14 protein-coding genes are annotated in these 18,788 nt (G+C 74.4%); 2 read left to right on the top strand and 12 right to left on the bottom strand.

What is annotated here, in order from left to right:
- Nucleotides 1-76: 76 nt before the first annotated feature.
- The 12 genes from IE94_RS0123750 to IE94_RS0123695 form a co-directional block, all read right to left on the bottom strand.
- The gene (locus tag IE94_RS0123750; RefSeq protein WP_030187809.1) at nt 77-1,471 is read right to left on the bottom strand and encodes a zinc ribbon domain-containing protein; all 1,395 of its coding nucleotides are present in this window, start codon (nt 1,469-1,471) and stop codon (nt 77-79) included.
- A complete protein-coding gene (locus tag IE94_RS0123745) occupies nt 1,468-1,977 on the bottom strand; it encodes a phage tail protein (protein WP_051777643.1) in 510 nt (169 codons plus the stop codon). Before IE94_RS0123745 ends, IE94_RS0123750 begins: the two co-directional genes overlap by 4 nt.
- A 59-nt stretch (nt 1,978-2,036) precedes the next feature.
- Complete coding sequence (locus tag IE94_RS0123740; RefSeq protein WP_030187802.1) at nt 2,037-3,995, bottom strand: putative baseplate assembly protein; 1,959 nt, start codon at nt 3,993-3,995, stop codon at nt 2,037-2,039.
- Nucleotides 3,995-4,447, bottom strand: coding sequence for a GPW/gp25 family protein (locus tag IE94_RS0123735; protein WP_030187795.1), 453 nt, complete (start codon nt 4,445-4,447; stop codon nt 3,995-3,997). The genes IE94_RS0123740 and IE94_RS0123735 overlap by 1 nt, the downstream gene beginning before the upstream one ends.
- Before the next feature lie 34 nt (nt 4,448-4,481).
- Complete coding sequence (locus IE94_RS0123730) at nt 4,482-6,392, bottom strand: VgrG-related protein (protein WP_030187793.1); 1,911 nt, start codon at nt 6,390-6,392, stop codon at nt 4,482-4,484.
- Nucleotides 6,392-7,114 (bottom strand): CIS tube protein, encoded by a 723-nt coding sequence (locus tag IE94_RS0123725; RefSeq protein ID WP_030187792.1) that lies wholly within the window; start codon nt 7,112-7,114, stop codon nt 6,392-6,394. The genes IE94_RS0123730 and IE94_RS0123725 overlap by 1 nt, the downstream gene beginning before the upstream one ends.
- Before the next feature lie 28 nt (nt 7,115-7,142).
- The gene (locus IE94_RS0123720) at nt 7,143-7,565 is read right to left on the bottom strand and encodes a phage tail protein (protein WP_030187790.1); all 423 of its coding nucleotides are present in this window, start codon (nt 7,563-7,565) and stop codon (nt 7,143-7,145) included.
- A 101-nt stretch (nt 7,566-7,666) separates the two neighbouring features.
- Nucleotides 7,667-11,326, bottom strand: coding sequence for a hypothetical protein (locus IE94_RS41225; protein WP_245235310.1), 3,660 nt, complete (start codon nt 11,324-11,326; stop codon nt 7,667-7,669).
- A 246-nt stretch (nt 11,327-11,572) separates the two neighbouring features.
- Nucleotides 11,573-11,731, bottom strand: a complete 159-nt coding sequence (locus IE94_RS40450; RefSeq protein ID WP_007450918.1) for a DUF6760 family protein — start codon at nt 11,729-11,731, stop codon at nt 11,573-11,575.
- A complete protein-coding gene (locus tag IE94_RS0123705) occupies nt 11,728-12,261 on the bottom strand; it encodes a hypothetical protein (RefSeq protein ID WP_030187783.1) in 534 nt (177 codons plus the stop codon). The genes IE94_RS40450 and IE94_RS0123705 overlap by 4 nt, the downstream gene beginning before the upstream one ends.
- Nucleotides 12,261-12,710 (bottom strand): phage tail protein, encoded by a 450-nt coding sequence (locus IE94_RS0123700; protein ID WP_007450914.1) that lies wholly within the window; start codon nt 12,708-12,710, stop codon nt 12,261-12,263. The genes IE94_RS0123705 and IE94_RS0123700 overlap by 1 nt, the downstream gene beginning before the upstream one ends.
- Nucleotides 12,711-12,762: 52 nt before the next feature.
- The gene (locus tag IE94_RS0123695; protein WP_030187779.1) at nt 12,763-14,367 is read right to left on the bottom strand and encodes a phage tail sheath subtilisin-like domain-containing protein; all 1,605 of its coding nucleotides are present in this window, start codon (nt 14,365-14,367) and stop codon (nt 12,763-12,765) included.
- A gap of 329 nt (nt 14,368-14,696) precedes the next feature.
- Between IE94_RS0123695 and IE94_RS0123690 the strand changes: the two genes are divergently transcribed.
- Nucleotides 14,697-17,720 carry a hypothetical protein gene (locus IE94_RS0123690; protein ID WP_037923380.1) on the top strand — a complete coding sequence of 1,008 codons (3,024 nt, stop codon included), beginning with the start codon at nt 14,697-14,699 and terminating at the stop codon, nt 17,718-17,720.
- A gap of 127 nt (nt 17,721-17,847) precedes the next feature.
- Nucleotides 17,848-18,579 (top strand): eCIS core domain-containing protein, encoded by a 732-nt coding sequence (locus IE94_RS0123685; protein WP_030187772.1) that lies wholly within the window; start codon nt 17,848-17,850, stop codon nt 18,577-18,579.
- Nucleotides 18,580-18,788: the final 209 nt, after the last annotated feature.

Raw genomic sequence — 18,788 nt, 5'->3', positions numbered from 1 at the left:
GTGTGGCGTCCGTTCGGGTGCGGTCGGGCCCCGCCGCCTCGTGCCGGTGTGCGGTGGCGGCGGGGCCCGGGCGGGGTCAGGAGCGGTTGGCGCTGGAGGGGCCGAAGAACTCGATCTCGGAGATCGCCACCTGCTTCTTGGCGGACGCCGCGTGGGCGGACTCGATGGTGAAGCGGACCTTGGTGACCTCGCCGACGCGGAACGGGCGCCGCTGGCCGCCGGCGCCCTGGTCCAGGGTGAGGTCGCGGGTCTTGACCGACCCGTCCTTCATGGTGATCGTCGCCTTGATCCGGTGCGGCAGCGCCGACTCCTGCATCTTGTCGGGGCGGGAGGAGACACCCGGGGTGATGATCACGTCGAGCAGCCGGGTCGGCTCGGTGAAGCTGGCCTCGACCCATTCGCCCTGGCCGGACTGCGAGATGCCGGGGCCCCACCAGGTGTTGCTGAGTTTGTCGATGAGGAGTTCCGGCTTGTGGCCGGGGAAGGAGTGCGAGGCCCTGATGCCGTCCGGGGAGACGGGGGCGCGCTTGGCGAAGTGGTCGCGGGTGTTCTGGACGCCGTCGGGGATGTACATGAAGCCGAGGACGGCCAGGGTGACCACGACGGCGAGGGTGATCCAGGTGCCGATGCGGTCGAAGACCCGGCGCAGACGGGGGCGGTCGCCGGCCCACGGGGTCTCCTGGCGCCGTCCGCCGAACAGGCGCCGCCACCAGGGGGCGCGTACGGAGGCCTGGTCGCCGCTCGCGACCAGGGGCATGGCGCAGCGGGCGCAGTAGTGGCGGTCGGGGCGGTTGGGCGTGGAGCACCACGGGCAGGGCGGGCCATTGGCGATGTCCGGCTGGTGGGCGGGGGCGCGGACCTGCGGCCGGTCCGCGTCGGGGCGGCCGGGCAGGACGGGGGCGACGGCCGGGGGCGCCGCCGGGGCGGGTGCCTCGGGGTCGGCGACGGGGACGAGGAGGGACCGGGCCCGGTCGGACATGGTGTCGGTGAGCGCGTTCGGGGCGGGTGCCGGGGCGGCGGGCACCGGTGTGGTGGGCGCGGTCTCGTCGGTGCCGGGCGCGGAGGCGGCGGCGCCGCGGGCCTCGTCCGGACCCGCGGCCCCTCCCGCGCGGCCCGCGGTGTCCCCCGTGTCCCCGGTGGTGGCCGGGGTGTCGGCGGCCGGGGTGTCCGCGGTGCCTGCCGGGCGGCGCGGCTGGGGCAGCGTCGGGTTGTCCCCGATGGCGCCGGCCGGTGCGTCCTCGGCGCCCGCGGCGGAAGCCCCGGCCGGGCGGCCGGGGCGGGCCGGGGGCACGCCGGCGCCCGCGAAGGCGTCGAAGCCGTTCTGGGCGGACGTGGCGGCCGTGGCGGCCGCGGGCCGCGCGGTGCGGGCGGCGCCGGCCTGCTCCCAGCTGAGTACGGCGCCGCACGCGTCGCAGAAGGACTGGCCCGGTTCCGCGGGGGTCCCGCACTCGGCGCAGTTCTGCGTGGTCATCTCTCCGGAGTCCTTTCGGAGGCGGTCACTTCGACCGTGTAGGGCATGTGGGCGGGGCGGGCGGCGGCGACGAGGGCGTCCAGCCGGTGGACGTCGACGGGCCTGGGGTCGGGCAGCCGGAGGGCGACGTGCAGCTGCGGGCGGGGCCGGCCGGGGAAGGGGCCGAGCGGCCGGGCGTTCCACACGGCGCCCCCGCTCTCGGTGATCTCCGGCGCCACCCCGAAGGCGAGCCGGACGGTCTCGGACAGGCCCTGGAGGGTGCCCCGTACGCGGTGCAGCCGGGCGGCGGCGGCGACGGCGGCGCGCAGCATGGGCTCGGCCTCGGTGCCGTCGGTCTCCGCGCCGACCCAGGTGCCGAGCCACTGGGCGAAGTCCACCGGGGTGAGGGCGGGGTCGAAGTAGGTGTCCAGGCAGTCCAGGACGTTCAGGATGGGGGCGAGGACGTCGTCGAGGCCGCCGACGAAGCGCAGCGCGAGATCGTCGTCGGCGAAGACGGCCGGCAGCATCGACGCGATGGGCAGCGAGGAGCCCAGTCCGTCGACGGAGCCCCGTCGCGAGGCGGACTTCACGCGCCGTCCCCGATCACGCGGACCCGGTGGTCGTAGGAGAAGACCAGGGCGGGGGCGTCGAGGTCGATGCGGTTGGTGGGGTCGCCGCGCTTGCCGGTGAGGGGGTCGGCCGGGTGCAGGACGACCTCGTCGACGAGTTCGACGCCGGGGACGCGCTGGAGCACGGCGAAGAGCTCACCGGTCTGCACGGGACGCCCGAAGGGCCAGCCCTTGCCGTCGGCGCCGCCGGTCAGCGGGTCGAGGTGGCGGTAGAGGGCGTCGTGGGTCTGCCGGCGGACGCGGTCGGCGTCGACGTCGCGGAAGGCGTGGACGGTGGCGACGACGGTGACGCCCTGGTAGTAGGGCGGGCCGACGGCGAGACGGGTGCCGATCAGGCGGCGTTCGTCGAGGTGGCGGGTGATGCGGTTCAAGAGGGCGTCACCGGGGACGAGTTGCTCGAAGCGCAGGCGTCCGCCGGGGTCCGGGACGGCCTGGGGGACGACGAGGACGCGGACGGCGTGGGCGCCGTACTCGTTCTCCGCGCCCTCCAGGCAGGTGATGCGGGCGGTCTCGGGGGCGGCGCGGCGGGCGAGTTCCTCGTAGTCGCGCAGGGTGACGGCGCGTTCCTGGGCGCGCAGGGTGATGGGGGCCCGGAGCTTGGCCTCCTCGATGGTCTCGCCGTCGACGCCGCCGAGGGCGGCCTCGCGGTTGACCACCTCGGAGACGTACGGGATGGAGGTGCGCAGCACCTGGACGGCGCCGCGGGCCACGTTGCCCGCCCTGCCCCCGCCGGTGCGGTAGCGGCGGGCGCGGATGACGGCGCCCTTGGGCGGGACGGCACCGTACTGGCGCAGGGTGCCGTCGGCCTCGCGGACGGCGGGGCCGAAGGCGATCTCGCCGGTGGTGGCGTCGACGGTGATGTGGTGGTCGTCGGGGTGGGAGCCGGAGAAGTGCGGGACGACCTGCCAGTCCTGCCAGCCGTCGTCGGCGGCGGTCTGGAGGAGGACGGAGGGTTCGCCGGCGACGACGGGGGCGTGCTCCAGCCTCAGCCGCTGGCCGGGCAGGCCGGTGGACTCGCCGAGGGGTTCGTCGAGGATGGTCTCGGCGTGGACGGAGCCGGTGGTGCCGCCGATGGTGTAGGCCTCGGCGGAACGGATGGTCGGCGAGGTGGTGTAGAAGGGCTGGCCGCTCAGCGGTTCGGTCACCCGGCAGCGGATCCAGCCCGCCTCGTGGCCGCCGTTGCGGGACAGGACGTGCCCGCCGGGTATGTGAAGCACGACGTCGCCGGGGCGGTTGAGACCACCGGTGCCGTCGCGGTCGACCTCGCAGGACTGCCAGCCGTCCTCGGTCCACGCCTCCCAGGCCAGCGGCGGCTGGCGCGGGTCGACACCGACGCCGTCGACGCGGCTGTCGAGTTCGAGGGCCAGCGCGCAGTCCGGAACGGCGGCGGTGAGGCCGATGAGCATGCAGTCGCCGGGGCCCGGCGCCTCGGCGAAGCACAGCACGTCCTTGCTCTCGGCGAGGTCCGTGGTGCGGTCGCTGACGGCCTCGCCGCGGACCTGCGTCACCAGGCGGCCCATCGCGCACGGGACGATGCGCAGGTCGTGCTCGGTGGCGAACACGACGGCCTCGTCGCGTTCGGTGCGCAGGGTGGCGACCTCGGTGCCGACCGGGACGAGGATCGTGTCCTCCTGCGGCGCGGAGAGCCAGAAGGTGACGTCCGTGCGCGCGGCCGACGGCGGGAACAGCGTGATGCCGACCAGGTCCAGGAAGGCCAGGTGGTTCTTGTCCGGGACCCGGTTGAGCCGGTAGACGATCTGGTCGGCCATGTGGGCCACCGTCTCGACGAGCGTGACGCCGGGGTCCGAGACGTTGTGGTCGGTCCACTCCGGGGCGCGCTGCTGGATGTAGCGCTTGGCATCGTCGACGAACTGCTGGAAGCGGCGGTCGTCGAGGTTGGGAGAGGGCAGGGGCATCAGCGGTCGCTTTCGGGAGAGCCCGGGAGACCGGCCGGAGCGTCGGGGAGGTCGGGCTCGTCGTGGGAGGGGATGACGTAGAACGGGAAGACGAGGCTGCGCGGGTTGTTGGTGCCGCGGATCGAGTAACGGACGTCGATGAAGAGGACGTTCTGGTCCTCGCCGGTGGTGACGTCGACGTCGTGGACCTCGATGCGCGGTTCCCAGCGGTCCAGGGTGACATACACCTCGTGCTGGATCCGGCCCGCCGTCTGCTCGTTGACGGGCGCGAAGACGAGGTCGTGGATGGCGCAGCCGAACTCGGGGCGCATCGGGCGCTCCCCGGGCGCGGTGGCGAGGATGAGCCGCATGGCCTCCTCCACCTCCTGCTCGCCGCTGACGAGGGCGATCCCGCCGGTGGGCCCGATGCGCAGCGGGAACGACCAGCCGGAGCCGACGAACTGTTCGGCCATCAGAGAGCAACCTGCCTTCCTCGGAAACGCTGTGTCACAGACCCGGCACGGGGACGGTCGCGACCTTGAAGAGGGGCGTCTTGACCTCGAAGTTCGCGCCGATGATCCGCGTCATGACGGAGTTGATCTGCACGTTGACGGTGCCGGAGATGGTCGTCGCGGCCCCGGCGCTCAGCGTCGCGGCGCCGCCCGCCCCCAGGTTCAGCGCGCCGCCCGCGTTGACCCCGATCACGCTCCCGCTGCGCATGCTGATCGGGCCGCCGCTCTTGATGGTGAGGGCGCGTCCGGCGCTGAGCGACAGGTCGCCGCCCGCCTCCACCGACACCGAGCGGCTGCCGGTGATGCTGACGGAGCCCTTGCTGTCGACGGTGATCTCGGTCTTGGTGCGGTCGAGGTTGATGACCAGCCGGTCGTTGCCGCTGGCGATCCGGACCCCCTGCTTGCGCCCGCCGGTGCGCTGGCTGAGCAGGTCGACCCGGTTGCCCTGCCGGTCGGACAGGGTGTGCCGCACGGCCTTCTTCTTCAGGCCGTCGTGCAGGGGGACGTCGCTCTTGGTCGGCACGTCCCGGCCGTTGTAGAGACCGCCGATGACGAACGGGTGGTCCAGCGCCCCCCGGTCGAAGGCCACCAGGACCTCGTCGCCGACGTCCATGGGGAAGACGCCGCCGCCCGCCACGCCGCCCATCTGGACGCTGCGCGCCCAGTCGCTGACGTAGGTGTCGTCCAGCCACGGGAACTGCAGCTTGACCCTGCCCTGCTTGAGGGGGTCCTGTACGTCGGTGACGATGGCGTTGGCGACGCTGGGCAGCCGGGTGGCGCTCGCCGGGTCCGTGCCGCCGCTGCCGCCCGAGGCGAGCCCGTACAGGGAACGCCACTGGCGTCCGCTGACGGTGATCCAGGACTCGTAGGCGACGCCGTCGCCGAAGTGGTGGCGTACCGAGGTGACGGTGTACTTGCCCTCGAAGGGCGTGCCGACGTCGGCGAGGGCGACGGGGACGCCGGGCCGCAGGTCGGGGTGGCCGTTGGCGGCGACTTCCAGCTCGGCGAAGGAGGCGGTGACGTCGGCGGCGAGGGCCTTCGCGGCGTTCTGGACCTCGTCCTGCTTGTCGTAGGGGTTGGCCGTCTCGACGAGTTTGCCGGGCTTGAACTTTCCGGCGGCCGTGCCGGGCGTCCACTTGATGCTGATGCCGGGGTCGGTGGTGGCCGGGGCGGTCTCGGTGATCTTCTTCTTGGTGGTGACGTTCCAGCCGCGCGACTCGACCTTGCCGATCTGGTCGGCGGCGGTGACGGCGGCCCGCAGCCGCAGGATGTCGTGGCCGGCCTGGAGCACGAAGGTGCTCTTGTCGCCGTCCGTGTTCGGCGAGGGCGCGCCGGCCGACGGCTTCGGCGTGACGAACCGGAACTTCCCCTGGGAGTCCAGGTACATGATCATCTTGTTCTCGTCGGCGAGCCGGGCGAGGAAGTCCCAGTCGGTGACGTTGGACTGGGAGATGAACCCGTAGGTCCCCTTGGTCGCCTGGATACGGCCGATGGAGACGCCGTCCATGGCCACGAGCTTGCGGGCGATGTCGGAGGCCTTCTGGTTGCGGTACGCGGCCACCCGGCGCTGGCGCATCAACCGGTGACCGTAGTCGTAACCCCGGATGACGGTGAAGCTGCCGGTGCCGTCGTAGTCGGTCTCCAGCCCGGTGACCTCGCCGGTCAGCAGCGGATTGCCCTTGCCGTGCCCGTCCGCGATCGGCGTGATGACGACCTTGGTGCCGAACTGCACGTTCAGCTTGCCGAGGAGGCGGTGGTAGGGGTCGCGGAAGGTGAGCCGGAACGCCGCCGGCACGTTGACGCCCTGGTCGACCCAGCCGTCGGTGAGCATCGGGGCGATGGTGTCGGGCAGCTTCGCCCCGCCGATCTTCACCTCGACGATGCTGGAGAAGGAGGGACGCACCATCAGCGAGGCACCTCCTCGGTGGCCGGCAGGATGAGTTCGGTACCGGTCGGCAGACGGGACGGGTCGTCGATGCCGTTGGCCTCGGCGATCACCCGCCACGCGTTGGCGCTGCCGTACTCGCTCCAGGCCAGCGACTGGAGCGAGTCCCCCGCGACGACCCGGTGCACGCGCTGGGCGGTGAGGGCGCCGGAGGTCGGGTTCTGGTTCGGGGTGGGGCCGGGAATCTCCACCAGGGCCATCCGGCAGGTGGCGCGGATGGGGACGCCGGTGGTGCCGAAGAGCGTGTACTGGGTCTCGATGGACGAGACGTAGGCGTTGAAGCGGGCCGTGGAGAACGACCCCCACTCGAAGATCACCCAGGGCGGGGAGGGCTGTTCGGCGGCCAGGCTCTTGTCGGTGACCTCGCAGCAGATCAGCAGCGAGTCGACCTTCTTCATCACGGTGTCGCCGTCGGGCTTCATCGAGGAGTCCAGGAAGATCTCCAGGGTCATCTCCCGCGGCTCGGCACCCATGAACTGCGGCTTCGCGGCCTTCCGCACGGCCGCCGTCGGGGTCGCCTTCCACTGCGCGCGCTGACTGATCGCCAGCTGCGCCGGGTTGAACTCGAAGGGGAACCGCCTGATCAGCCCGCCGGGCGAGGTGGAGTCGCCGGTGGGCGGCTCGTGGATGGCGAGGTTGGCGCGTACGAGGCTCTTGCCGGCGCCCTTGCTGCTCTTGGCCATGGATCTTCCTCTCTGTCCTGCGGCGCCGTCAGTCCGTGAACCCGTGGTGGGCGATCTCCAGGACCTCGTTGGCCACGGCCGCGCTGCCGGGGTCGAGGCTCGGTCCCTGCCAGCTGACGGGCAGGACGTCGATCAGCCCCCAGCGGGCGACCAGCGAGCCGTCCGCGCGCAGGGCGGAGATCTGCGCGGTGGGCCGCTTGATGCCGGTCTGCACGGAGGAGATCCACTTGGCGACCTTCGCCGTGTCCGGGGTGAGGGGGCGGGTCAGCCGGATGTTGGAGTAGGTGACGCGGGTGGGCAGCTGCCAGACGAAGCCGTTGTTGCCGCCCTCCTGGCGCTGTTCCACCTCCACCTGGGTCGACAGGCCCTCGCACCCGTTGAAGTAGCCGAGGCTCTCGCCGTCGATGGCGAGGCTGAACCAGATGGAAGAGCCCGGGTCCTTACGGGTCATCGGGGGTCGACCTTTCTTGTCGGGGAACGGTGGCGGGCGGGCGTGCCCTCGGGCGGTCCGGCGTCCGGCGTCCGGCGTCCGGCGGAGCCGGTGCGGTCCGGTCAGCGCGGGTCGCGCAGTCTGCCGATCCGTTCGCGGTCCATGCGCAGTTCGGTGCGGACGAGACGGGTGACGCGGCCGATGATCCGGTGCACCAGTTCGTCGAGCTGGAAGTCGGTGAGTTCACGCGGGTCGAACCCGCCCTCGGGGACCGCCGTGTACCCGGGCGGGGGCTCCTCGGGCGGCCGTGCGCCGCCGCCCGCCTCGTACGGGGGCGGGGGGTCGCTGTACGGGGGCGGCGGTTCGTTCGGGCCCGGCCGGGACGAGGGGGTGTGCAGCCGGGTCAGGTTGTCGAGCACGGTGGCGGCCGTGTGCGAGGCCAGGGCTGCGGTGGTGCGTCCGGCGCGGTGGGAACGGCGGAAGAACCGCTGGACCGGCGGTGTGTCGCCGGACGCGGCGCCGGACACCGCGCCGGAGGGGGCGCCGGACGGGGCGAAGGTGTCCGGCGGGATGTCCGCGGGCGACGGCGCGGGCGCCGCCGGCGTGGCGACGGGCAGCGCGGGTCCGGCGGCCGACGGCCGGGGCGGTGTGAGCGGGGCGACCGGGAGCGGGGCTCCGACGGTGCCGGTGCCGCGGGAGGCGGGCTTGCGCAGGGGTACGGCCCGGGCGGACGCGCGCTGGACGACGGGGGGCGTGGGCCCGCCGCCACCGGGCAGCGGCGGAGGCGTGAGGTGCGGCGCCGCCGGGGGCGTCGGGGGCGTCGGGGGGGACGCGAAGGGGGGTGCGGCGGGCGTGGCCGTGTCCGCGAAGGGGGGTGCCGCGGGGGTGGCCAGGGCCGCGAAGGGCGGTGCGACGGGCAGGGCGTCGGCCGTGGTGGTGGCCGTGAAGGGCGGTGCCGCGGGCAGGGCGGTGGTGGTGGCCGCGAGGGGCGGTGCCGCGGGCGGGAGAGTCTGGGCGGTGGCCCGCTGGACGGGCGGGGGCGTGCGGCTCTCGGTCGCGGAGGACACCGGCATCGGCGCCGGGGACCGGTTGGTGGTGAGCGACGTGGTGTCGGTCGGGGGTGCGGAGAGGGGCGCGCCGAGCGGAGAACGACGCGCGGGCGCCCCGGCCGGTCCCGCCGGGGCGGCGGCGGTGGACGCCGGTGACTGTGCCGCTGGTGCTGGTGCTGGTGCTGGTGCTGGTGCTGGTGCCGGTGATGGGGCCGCCGGTGCCGCTGTCGGGGCCGGTGTCCCGGTCGGGCGTACGGCGCCGACGGGGCCGGACGAGGTGGGCGCGCCGAGCCCCGGACGCCGTGCCGCGCTGCGCTGCACGGGGGTCGCCGGGGTGGCCGTCCTGCCGGTCTCCGGCCGGGACAGGGGTACGGCGGGAGTGGGCGCCGGGCGCGAATCGGCCGGTGCCGTGTGCGCCGACGGTGCCGTGGGGGTGGCGGAGGGCGCGATCGTGCCGCCGGTCCGGTGCTCCGGTGCCCGCTGGACCGGCGGTCGTGCGGAGCCGTCGGGTTGAGCCGAGGGCGGCTGCACGGGGAGCGACGGCTGGGCCGTGGCCGACGCCCGGCGCTGGACCGGGGGCAGGCCGTCCGGGGTCGCGGGGACACCGGGTGCGGTCACGGAGGGGCGGGCGGTGGTCGGTGCCGCGGGGTCGCCGCCGCGCTCCGGGGCCGGGGCGATCCGGGCCGGGGGCTGGGCGGTGCGGGCGTCGGCCGGTGACACGGCCCGCTGGACCGGGGGACCGACGGGAGGTGCCCCTGCCGACGGTGCGGGCGACGGTGCCGCTGTACCGCTGGTGGGCGGGGTGCCGGTGCTGGTGCCGGTTCCTGCCGTCGGCCGGGCGGCGGGCCGGGACTCCGCCCGGTGTACCGGGGTCTCGCCCCGAGCCGCCTCGGAGGTGGTGGTGCCGGACGCGGGTGTGACCGGCCGCACGGGGGCGTCGGACCCCGACTCCGGCTGGGGAACGGCCCGTTGCACCGGGGCGCCGGTCGACGTGGTCCCGGGCGAACCGGTCCGGCGGTCGTCGGCGGGGGCGGTGCGGTCGGGCGGCGCGGCGGCTCGCCGGGAGGCGGGTGCGCCGTTGTCCGCCGGGGGAGTCGTGCCGCCGTCCGTGCGGCGCACGGCACGCTGCACCGGCGGCGACGAGGCCGTGGCGCCGCTGCCCGCCGGTGCGGACGCCGGGCCGTCGCCGGGACGTACGGCGGGCCGAGGTGCCGGGGCGGCGGACGCGGGGGCGTTGCCCGGAGCGTTGGCGGGCGCGGCACCGGACGGCTGGGTGGCGGTGCGCTGGACGGGCGGTGTGCCGGACGCGGTGCCGTTGCCCTTGGGTGCGGGGGCCTGCGGTGCGGCGGTCGGCGGTGCGGGGGGCGGCGGGTTGCTGCCGCCGGACGGCTGGGCGGCGGCGCGCTGGACTGGTGTCGGGGCGGTGGGCGTGGCGCCGCTGTCCGGTGCGGTGACTGCCGGGTTGCCGCTGCCGGGTGGCACGGGGACGGTCGGCCGTACCGGGGCGTCCGCCGCGGTGCCGCTGTCGGGCCGTGCCGGGGAGCCGGACGGTCGGGCGGTGGCCCGCTGGACGGGCGGGGCGGTGGGCGGGGTGCCGCTGCCCGTCGGGGTGGTGGCTGCCGGGTTGCCGTTGGGCTGAGGGGCGGCGGGTCGTGCCGGGGCGTCCGTCGCGGGGTCGGCCGGTTGTGCGGCGGTGCGCTGGACCGGCGGTGGGCCGGACGCGGCGCCGCTGTCGGGCCGTGCCGGGGAGCCGGAGGGTCGGGCTGTGGCCCGCTGGACGGGCGGTGCGGTGGCTGCCGGGTTGCCGCTGGGCTGCGGGGTGGTGGGTCGTGCCGGGGTGTCCGTCGCGGGGCCGACCGGTTGTGCGGCGGTGCGCTGGACCGGCGGTGGGCCGGAGGCGGCGCCGCTGCCCGTCGGTGCCGGGGTCGGCCGTGCGGAGGCCGGGGGATTGCCGCCGCCGGGCCGCCGTACCGGGGCAGTCGGTGCCGTGGGGGCATCGGACGTGCCCGGGGCCGGTGCGGTCGGGGGCGCGGGGACCGCCCGCTGGACGGGTGCACCGGTCGGTGCGGGCGCCGGGGTGACGGAGCCGTGGGCCGGGGCGGGGCCGGGGTCCGCTCGGTCGGCGTCCGCCGACGAGGGTGCCGTGCCGGAGGACGCCGGGGCCGGTCCGGTGGTCCGGCGGCTCGCCGGCAACGCCCGGCGCTGCACGGCCGGTGATCCGGACGGGGCCCTGGTCAGCGACTGCCGCGGAAGCGGGGCGGCGGGCGGTGTGGGTACCGGGGTCACCCGGACCCCGCGGAGGGCCTGGGCCGGTGCGCTCGCGGACCCGGGGGACGGCGCCGTCCCGGCGGACCGCGCCCGCTGGACCGGCGCGGTCGCGGGTGTGCCCGACGGCGTGGTCGCCGCCGGGACCGCCGCCGGCCTGGGAGCCGACGTACCCGGCACACCACCGCGCGCCCTCGGGGCGGAACCCGTGGGCGCGGTCGGTGCCTTGGCCGGGGTTGGTGCGTCCGCCGGTATCGCGCGCAGCGGCGCGACCGGCATCCGCTGGACCGGCGGTGTGCCCACCGGGCGGGACAGGGGCGTGGACGACGGCTGGCGGGCCGGGGTGCCGAAGGCGCCGGACAGCAGGCTGTCGCCGGCCGCCGGGTCGAGTACCGCCGGGGACGGCGCCCGGGTGAACGACGGGTCCTGCCAGGTCGGAAGGCGACCGCCGAAGGCGGAGTCCGCCACGCCGGTACGGTCCGCGCCCGTGGCGCGCTGGATCGGCGGCAGGCCCGTCCAGGCCGCGACGGCCACGGGTGCGGGCCCGGGCGCGGGCACCGCGCTTGCGCCCGCGCCCGGGGCCGGACGCGGGCCGGTGTCCGCGGGCGCACCCGTCCTCGGGGACGAGCCCGCGGATGCCGCGGTCCCGCCCCCGTTCCCGTTTCCTTCGCCGTCGTCCCGACGACCCCGCAGCCGGTCCAGGAGTCCCACCGATCAGCCCTCCGCCGTGCCTCGCGTCACGAGGGACGCGATCTGGTCCGTGTACCGGCGGCGGTCCTGGTGTTCCAGGTCCAGGATCGCCTCCAGGCTCCAGTGGAAGTGGTAGGCGACGTACGCGATCTCCTCGTGCAGCCGGTCGGTCGCGTACGTCACGATTCCCCCAGGCGGCTCCCGCCGAGTTCCACCTCGAAGGGCTCCGAGCAGTGCGGGCACTCGACGGCCGCGCGGGTGTGCCCCTCCGCGTTGATCTGGCGGTAGAAGTCCTGGAGGAACGCCAGGTCGGAGGCGAACATGTTCTCCACGACGCCGTCGTGCACCATCGCCAGCGTGCCCAGCCGGGTGATGACCCGGCCGAGCAGCACCACCGAGAGGTACGCCGGGTTCTCCTGCACCCGCACGTCGCGCAGCGGGATCAGCTCGTCCCGTGCCGTCGACAGGCGCATCACACCGTCCCGGTGCACCGTGCCCGACTCGTCGACGTACCCGCGCGGCAGCTCGAAGGGGAACTCGGTCTGCAACCGCTGCCTCGGGGTGGTGTCGACGGGCGGCCCGGCGGGGGCGCCGGCCGGAGAACCGGCCGGCGCCTCCGTGGGCACGGCGGCGGGAGCCGAACGGGGGAAGTCCGCCCCCGCCGCCGCGGTCTGGGGTGCCGCGGCGGGTGCCTTGGCAGTCGTACGGCGCATTACTCGACGACCAGTTCTTCGAACACGATGGTGATGGTCTCGGTGAGCGCGTTGGTGTCACCCGCCTTCAGGGTGCCCGCCACGACCTTGCTGCACCAGGCGTTGCGCAGGTTCCAGCGCTTGACCGGGTTGTCCTCGTAGTCCATCACGATGATCGTGGCGTTCTTGCGGGCGGTGGCCATCCGGCCCGCCATGGAGTCGTTGATCCACTGGGTGAACACCGACGACTGGCTCATACCGCGTTCGACCTGGACCGAGCCGTCCTTGGCGACGCCGGGCATCAGGGTGACGTTGTTGCGTCCCGTCGTGCCCTGGTTCTGCTGGTACTTGATGACGTCCTGCTCGATCTGAAGGTTGGAGACCGAGTTGAGGTACTCGACCATCACACCGTCGATCTGGATACCGAAATTCGGTGCGACGAGTACGTCTTCTGGTTTGGGGAGAGACATGGGTTCGCTGTCCTTCTAGAGGAGGTGGGACAAGGGCGGGGGCGCGATCCGCCTACTCGTCCAGTTCGCCGCCGCCGCTGGAGAACTGGGCGAGCCGGAAGATGACGAACTCGGCGGGCTTGACCGGCGCGATGCCGATCTCGCAGACGACCCGGCCGAGGTCGACGGACTCCGGCGGGTTGGTCTCCTCGTCGCACTTGACGTAGTAGGCCTGGTCGGGGCTCTGGCCGAAGAGGGCGCCGTTGCGCCACTCGTTGACCAGGAACGCGGAGACATTGCGGCGGATGCGGGCCCAGAGGTTGTGGTCGTTCGGCTCGAACACCACCCACTGGGTGCCGATCAGGATCGACTCCTCCAGGTAGTTGAAGTACCTGCGGATGTTCAGGTAGCGCCACGCCGGGTCGGAGGAGAGGGTGCGGGCACCCCACACGCGGATGCCGCGGCCGGGGAAGGAGCGGATGCAGTTGACGCCGATCGGGTTGAGCAGGTCCTGCTCGCCGCGGGTGATCTGCAGCTCCAGGTCGACGGCGCCGCGGACGACCTCGTTGGCGGGCGCCTTGTGCACACCGCGCTCGGAGTCGTTGCGGGCCCAGATGCCGGCGACGTGGCCGCTCGGCGGGACCAGGCGGGACTGGCCGGTGGCCGGGTCGAAGGACTTGATCCAGGGGTAGTACAGGGCCGCGTACTTGGAGTCGTAACCGGCCGTCTCCTGGCGCCAGACGCGGATCTGGCGGGCGTTCTGGCCGGGCGGCGGGTCGATGATGGCGACGCGGTCGCCCATCAGCTCGCAGTGGGCTATGAGACCGAGCTGGACGGCCTTCACGGCCTCCAGGTCGATCGCGCCGCGCTGGTAGGCGGCCATCAGGTCGGGCACCGCGACCATGGAGATCTCGTCGATCGCCTCCAGGCCGCCGAAGCCGGTGCGGTCCGAGGAGTCGCCGAGGTACTGGGCGGGCCCGGGGTGCGCGTTCTCGGCCGGTCCGGCCGGAACGGCGGGGGCGGCGGACGGCGGCGCGGGCAGCGTCAGGGTCTGGTTCTCCGGCCGGACCAGCTGCGCGGAGGGCGCGGCCTCGGTCACGGTGATGAGCTTGGAGCGCTCCTTGACCTGCGTGACGACGTAGGAGCGGTTGCCCTTCTTGGCGCTGACGTCGAAGGTCTCGACCGGCTTGTCGCCGTCCTTGACGATCAGCTTGAAGCGCTCGGCGGGGCCCTCGCCCTCGGGGTCGGCGACCTCGACGGTCAGCGGGCCGCTCTGGCCGGCGGCGTTGGCCGTCACGGCGAACGTGCCGAGCTGCTTGGGCTCGGCGGCGGGCAGCGCCTTGGCGGTGCCGCCGGTGACGGCGGCGGGGGCGGCGGTGCCGTTCACGGCGCCGTCCGCGGCGGCGTCCTCGGCCGAACCGCCGACCCGGACGACGTAGGCGGCGGATCCGCCGTTGTTGAAGAACCCGTAGACGGAGTGCGCGAGGTAGTACCCGCCGGTGAAGTCACCGAAGGCCGCGACGTACTGCGTCCAGTTGGTCACCAGCGTGGGCTCGTTCAGCGGGCCGGTCGGGGCGAGACCGACGAAGGCCGCCACCGACGTGCCCACTCCCTCGATCGGGCGCGAGCCGCTGGCCACCTCCTCGACGTAGACGCCGGGCGACAGGTAGGACGGCATGCTCTGCTCTCCTCGGGGTACGAGACAGGACGCCCCTCAGCCTCACGCGCGCGTCGCCGACGCCGAAACGTCCCGGGGTGCCGGGCCGGGGGCATGTTCCTTGCCCCTGGTCGTGCCCGTTGGGGCAGAGTCCCGGAGCCTGTCGGCCTTTCCCCTCGAAGACCCCTGGCGTATGACCGGCGTTTCTGATTCAACGTCTTGTGTCGACTGTCAGTTCGCCAGAATGTCATCTTGCGATCAAGCCCCGTTCCGGGGCGCCCCGTCCCGCCGCACCGGGGCGCTGCCCCGCGACGCGGGGACGGTGACGGCGTGTCAGGAGGGGATCGTCCGTGTCGGACCGCTTGAACCAGACGCAGAGACACCGCCCGGCGGGGCCCGCCCCCACACCGTCCCGGCCGCAGCCGCATCAGCAGCCTCCGCTGGCCTCGCTCCAGGGGGCGGTGGCGGCCGCGGGAAACCGGGCCGTGGCCTCGGCGATCCAGAGCGGGACCGGTTCGGCGATCCAACGGGCGGTACGTACGGCGGTCCAGCCCGGCAACGGTACGGCCCTCCAGCGCGAGACGGGTACGGCGGTCCAGCGCGAGACAGGTACGGCGGTCCAGCGCGCCGCCCTCACGGCCCAGCCCTCCGAGGTCGCGGGGCGGGAGCGGGCGGCCTCCTCGTCGGCGCACGACCTGGAGATCACGGCGGTGACGGAGCCCGAGCAGCCGGGCGGCCGGACGCGGCAGGGCGAGGGCGCGGCGACCGAGCGGCAGGCGGCCGTGGACGAGGTGGCCGAGCAGAAGGCGAACGTCGCCACCGCGTCCTTGGCGCGGGCCGACGCCGAGGCCGACGTGTGGCGGTCGTCCGGGGCCGCGGTCGAGGCACGCAAGAAGGCGCGGGAGGCCCGGGGCAGGGCCGAGAAGCTCACCGGGGACGCCGAGACCGCGGAGCGGGACCGGACGGCCTCGCTCGGCGCGGCACGGACCCACACCGAGACCGCCGGCCGGGAGACGAAGGAGCAGCGGGCGGCCGACGGACGGGCTCGGACGCACCAGGAGACGGAGCGGGGCAAGCGCGCGGCGGCGAACGAGGCCCGTGAGGAGGAGCAGGAGTACACCCGGCAGGCCGATGCGGCCGAGCAGGAGCGGAAGGCCGCCGCGGCCAGGGTGACCGAGTTCACCAACAAGGCCGAGGAGGCCAGGCGGAAGCAGAAGGCCGCCGAGGACCGGGTGGCCGAGCTCACGAAGAAGGCCCAGGAGGCCGCCGAGAAGCAGAAGGCCGCCGAGGCCGCGGCGCGCGAGAAGGCGGCGGCCGAGGACGGGGCGGTGGAGCGGGCGGCCAAGGCCCAGGCCGACGCGGAGGCCGAGGACAAGGTCGCGGAGGGCGTGCGGAAGTGGGCCGACGCGGCGGCCGACGCGCTGAAACGCGCGGCGGACTCCGAACGGGAGGCACGCGAGCACGAGGGCGAGGCCGACGCCGCCGACACCTCGCGGACCGGCGCCGAGCGCGAGGTGGAGGACTGGACCGACACCCGCGACACGGCGCGGGAGCAGGCGACGGCGGCCAGGGAACTTGCGGCGCGCCGGGACAAGGAAGCGGATGCCGCCGCGAAGGAGCACGCCAAGGCCCGCAGCGAGGCGGCGGAGCACGAGAAGGCCGCGGCGCAGGCCCAACGGCAGGCCGACGAGGCCCGCGCCGCGGCGGGCACGCACGCGGAGACCGCGACCCGGCTGCGGGGCCAGGCGGCCACGGCCCGCGCCGCTGAGCAGGAGCACGCGGGCACCGCGGCCGACGCACAGCGGGGCGCGGCGGGCGCGGCACGCAGGCAGCTGGAGCAGGGGGCGGCGCAGAGCGCGGCGACGACGGCCCTGACCGCGGCCAAGGAGGCCGAGGAAGCGGAGAAGAAGGCCGCGGAGGCCGCGGAGAAGAAGGCGGCCGAGGACGCGGCGAAGGACACGGGTGAAGCCGCGGAGCGCACCGACGAGGCGGACTCGTCCGGCGGGTTGCTGCGCAACGGCGCCGCGCGCGCGGCCAAGAGTGTCGGGAACGCGGCCAAGAGGGTCGCCGCCAAGGTCAAGCCGTGGGTCGACCCGGGCGACACGGCGATTCTCCGCGGCAGTGCTCCGGTCGGCGGAGCGCTCCGGGCGGACGCGTCGAAGGCCGGGGACACCGGGCAGCTGCACGGCACCGTGCTCCAGCAGAACGCCGAGAACCCCGTCAACCTCATCAGCGACGCGACCGGGGCCGTGAACGACGTGGCGGCGCTCAAGGACGCGGCCGGCAAGCGGCACGAGTCGGGTCCGGCCTCCCACGCCCACCGGAAGAACTGGAAGGGCAAGCCCCTCGGCCTGACGACGAACTCCCTCATGACCGTCAACGACGTCGTGAAGATCACCGACAACAGCATCAGGACCGCCAAGGACGCGGCGGGGGTGGCCGCACTCGGTGACGCCGGCGGCGCCCTCACCATGTCGTTCTCCGCGGTGATCGCCGCCCGCGACGTCAAGGTCATCAAGGACACCCATGCCAGGCGCAAGGAGCTGAAGGACCACTTCCAGGGCGTGGCCGCGAAACGCGACCGCAAGCTCCAGGACGTACTGGACGAGCTGGGGACGGCCACCGCCGACCTGGCCCGGGCATCGACCGCGCTGGCCGCCGCGCCGGCCGGAGCGGACGCGGAGGCATTGCGGGCCGTCGAGGACGAGCGGCGCCACATCGACGGGCTCAGGACCGAGCTGCTGGAGCACCTGGCCAGCGCACGGGAGTACGCGGTGGACAAGAAGAAGCGGAAGCTGGGCCACCGCGTCGCCAACCTCGGTGGCAACGTGGCGCGCACCGCGGCCGGTGCCCTGGCGATCGCCGCTGCCTCCGGGGCGGTCTCCGGCCCCGTGGGCCCCGCCGTCGCGGGCGGTCTGACGGCGGCGCTGCTCGGCGGACTCGCGGTCAAGAAGGGCGTGAAGAAGGCCCACAAGCGCCACACGTCGGTACGGCACCCGGAGAAGTACGCCCGCACCACCCACGCTCAGGAAGGAACCGAGGAGCCCGAGGCGCCCACGATGTCCAAGGACGGAAAGGGCGGCAGGAAGCGCGACGCGTGGAAGGAGGCGTTCATGGTGACGCACTCCATCAAGCAGGGGAAGCGGCAGCTGCGGGCGCAGGAGATCTACGCGCTCGCCGCCGGGCCGGCCGTCCCCGCGAGCAAGAACGTCCCCAACGACATCCGGGACGACGCGCGCGACTTCCTCAAGACCCTCAAGTGCGGCCCGGACAAGCACAACCAGTCGGACAAGGAGTGGGAGGACTCGCTCAACGACCCCGAGCAGCAGACGGCCTGGGAAGAGGCGATAGCCAAGCAGCTCGCCTCGGTCTGAGCACCCTCCGCCGCGTCCGGGGGCAGGGCGGGGGGCCGCCTGCCCCCGGCATTGCCCTCACGGACCTGTCGGCGGCGGGGCGGCTCCGGTAAGGCTGAGGGTCACACGTCCGTGTCGAAGGGAGCGCATGGTGCGCGCGCACGAGGAAGCCGCCGACCAGTCGGCCGCCCGGGGCGGCCGCACTCCGCACCGGGCCACGCCCGCGCCCACCGCCGCGGTGAGTGGAGCGCCCATGACCCCGGCGACGGTCACGGCGCTCCAGAGATCCGTCGGCAATGCCGCCGTCCAGCGGGTCGTCGCCCGGGACGCGCACCAGCACGGCCCCGGCTGCGGGCACACCGTCCAGCGCCGCTTCGACCCCGACTCGCACCAGCACGGCGCGGGCTGCGGGCACGACGGGATCGACGACCGGAGCCCGGAGGGACAGCACCGGCTCCTCCAGGAGGCCAAGGAGTCGTCCAGTTCGTCGCTCCCCGGGGCCTTCCTCGACAAGGCGGTGCCGTTCTACCAGAACCCCGCCCTCGCCGGCGCCCGCTTGCACACGGGCCCGATCGCTCAGCGTGCCACGGCGGCCATGGGGGCCGAGGCCATGACGATCGGCATGGACGTGTTCCTCGGCCCGTCCGCCCTCGGCAACGAGGAGATCCTCGCCCACGAGGCCAGCCACCTCGACAAGAACAGCCGAGGCATCACGGAGACGGGCAGCGGGAGCGGTGGCGGCCCCGCCGTCACGGACCCGGGGCAGGGTTCCGAGGTCGCGGCGGTGAACGACGGAGCGGCCTTCAAGGCCGGGGACTCCGTCGCCCCGTCCCTCGTCGCCCAACGAGCGGTCGCGAACGACGTGGAGGACGCGGAGTAGTCCCGGGCGCCCCCATGGACGGCCCTTTGGGGCACCCCGCTCTGCCCCGGGAGGGCCTGACGCCGTGTCGGGCCGGCCGTAGCGTCGGCGTGTGAGCCTGTGGACTTCGCTGGAGCCCGCGTCCGCGACTGTGGACCCCGGCAGTAGTACGCGTGTGCGCCTGAGGGTGCGCAATACCGGTGACGTGGTGGATGAGTACCGGTTCGAGC

The sequence above is a fragment of the Streptomyces violaceorubidus genome (assembly GCF_000717995.1).
Taxonomy (GTDB): domain Bacteria; phylum Actinomycetota; class Actinomycetes; order Streptomycetales; family Streptomycetaceae; genus Streptomyces; species Streptomyces violaceorubidus.
Note: the sequence above shows the minus strand (reverse complement) of the source record. Positions and strands in the feature narration are given on the sequence as shown.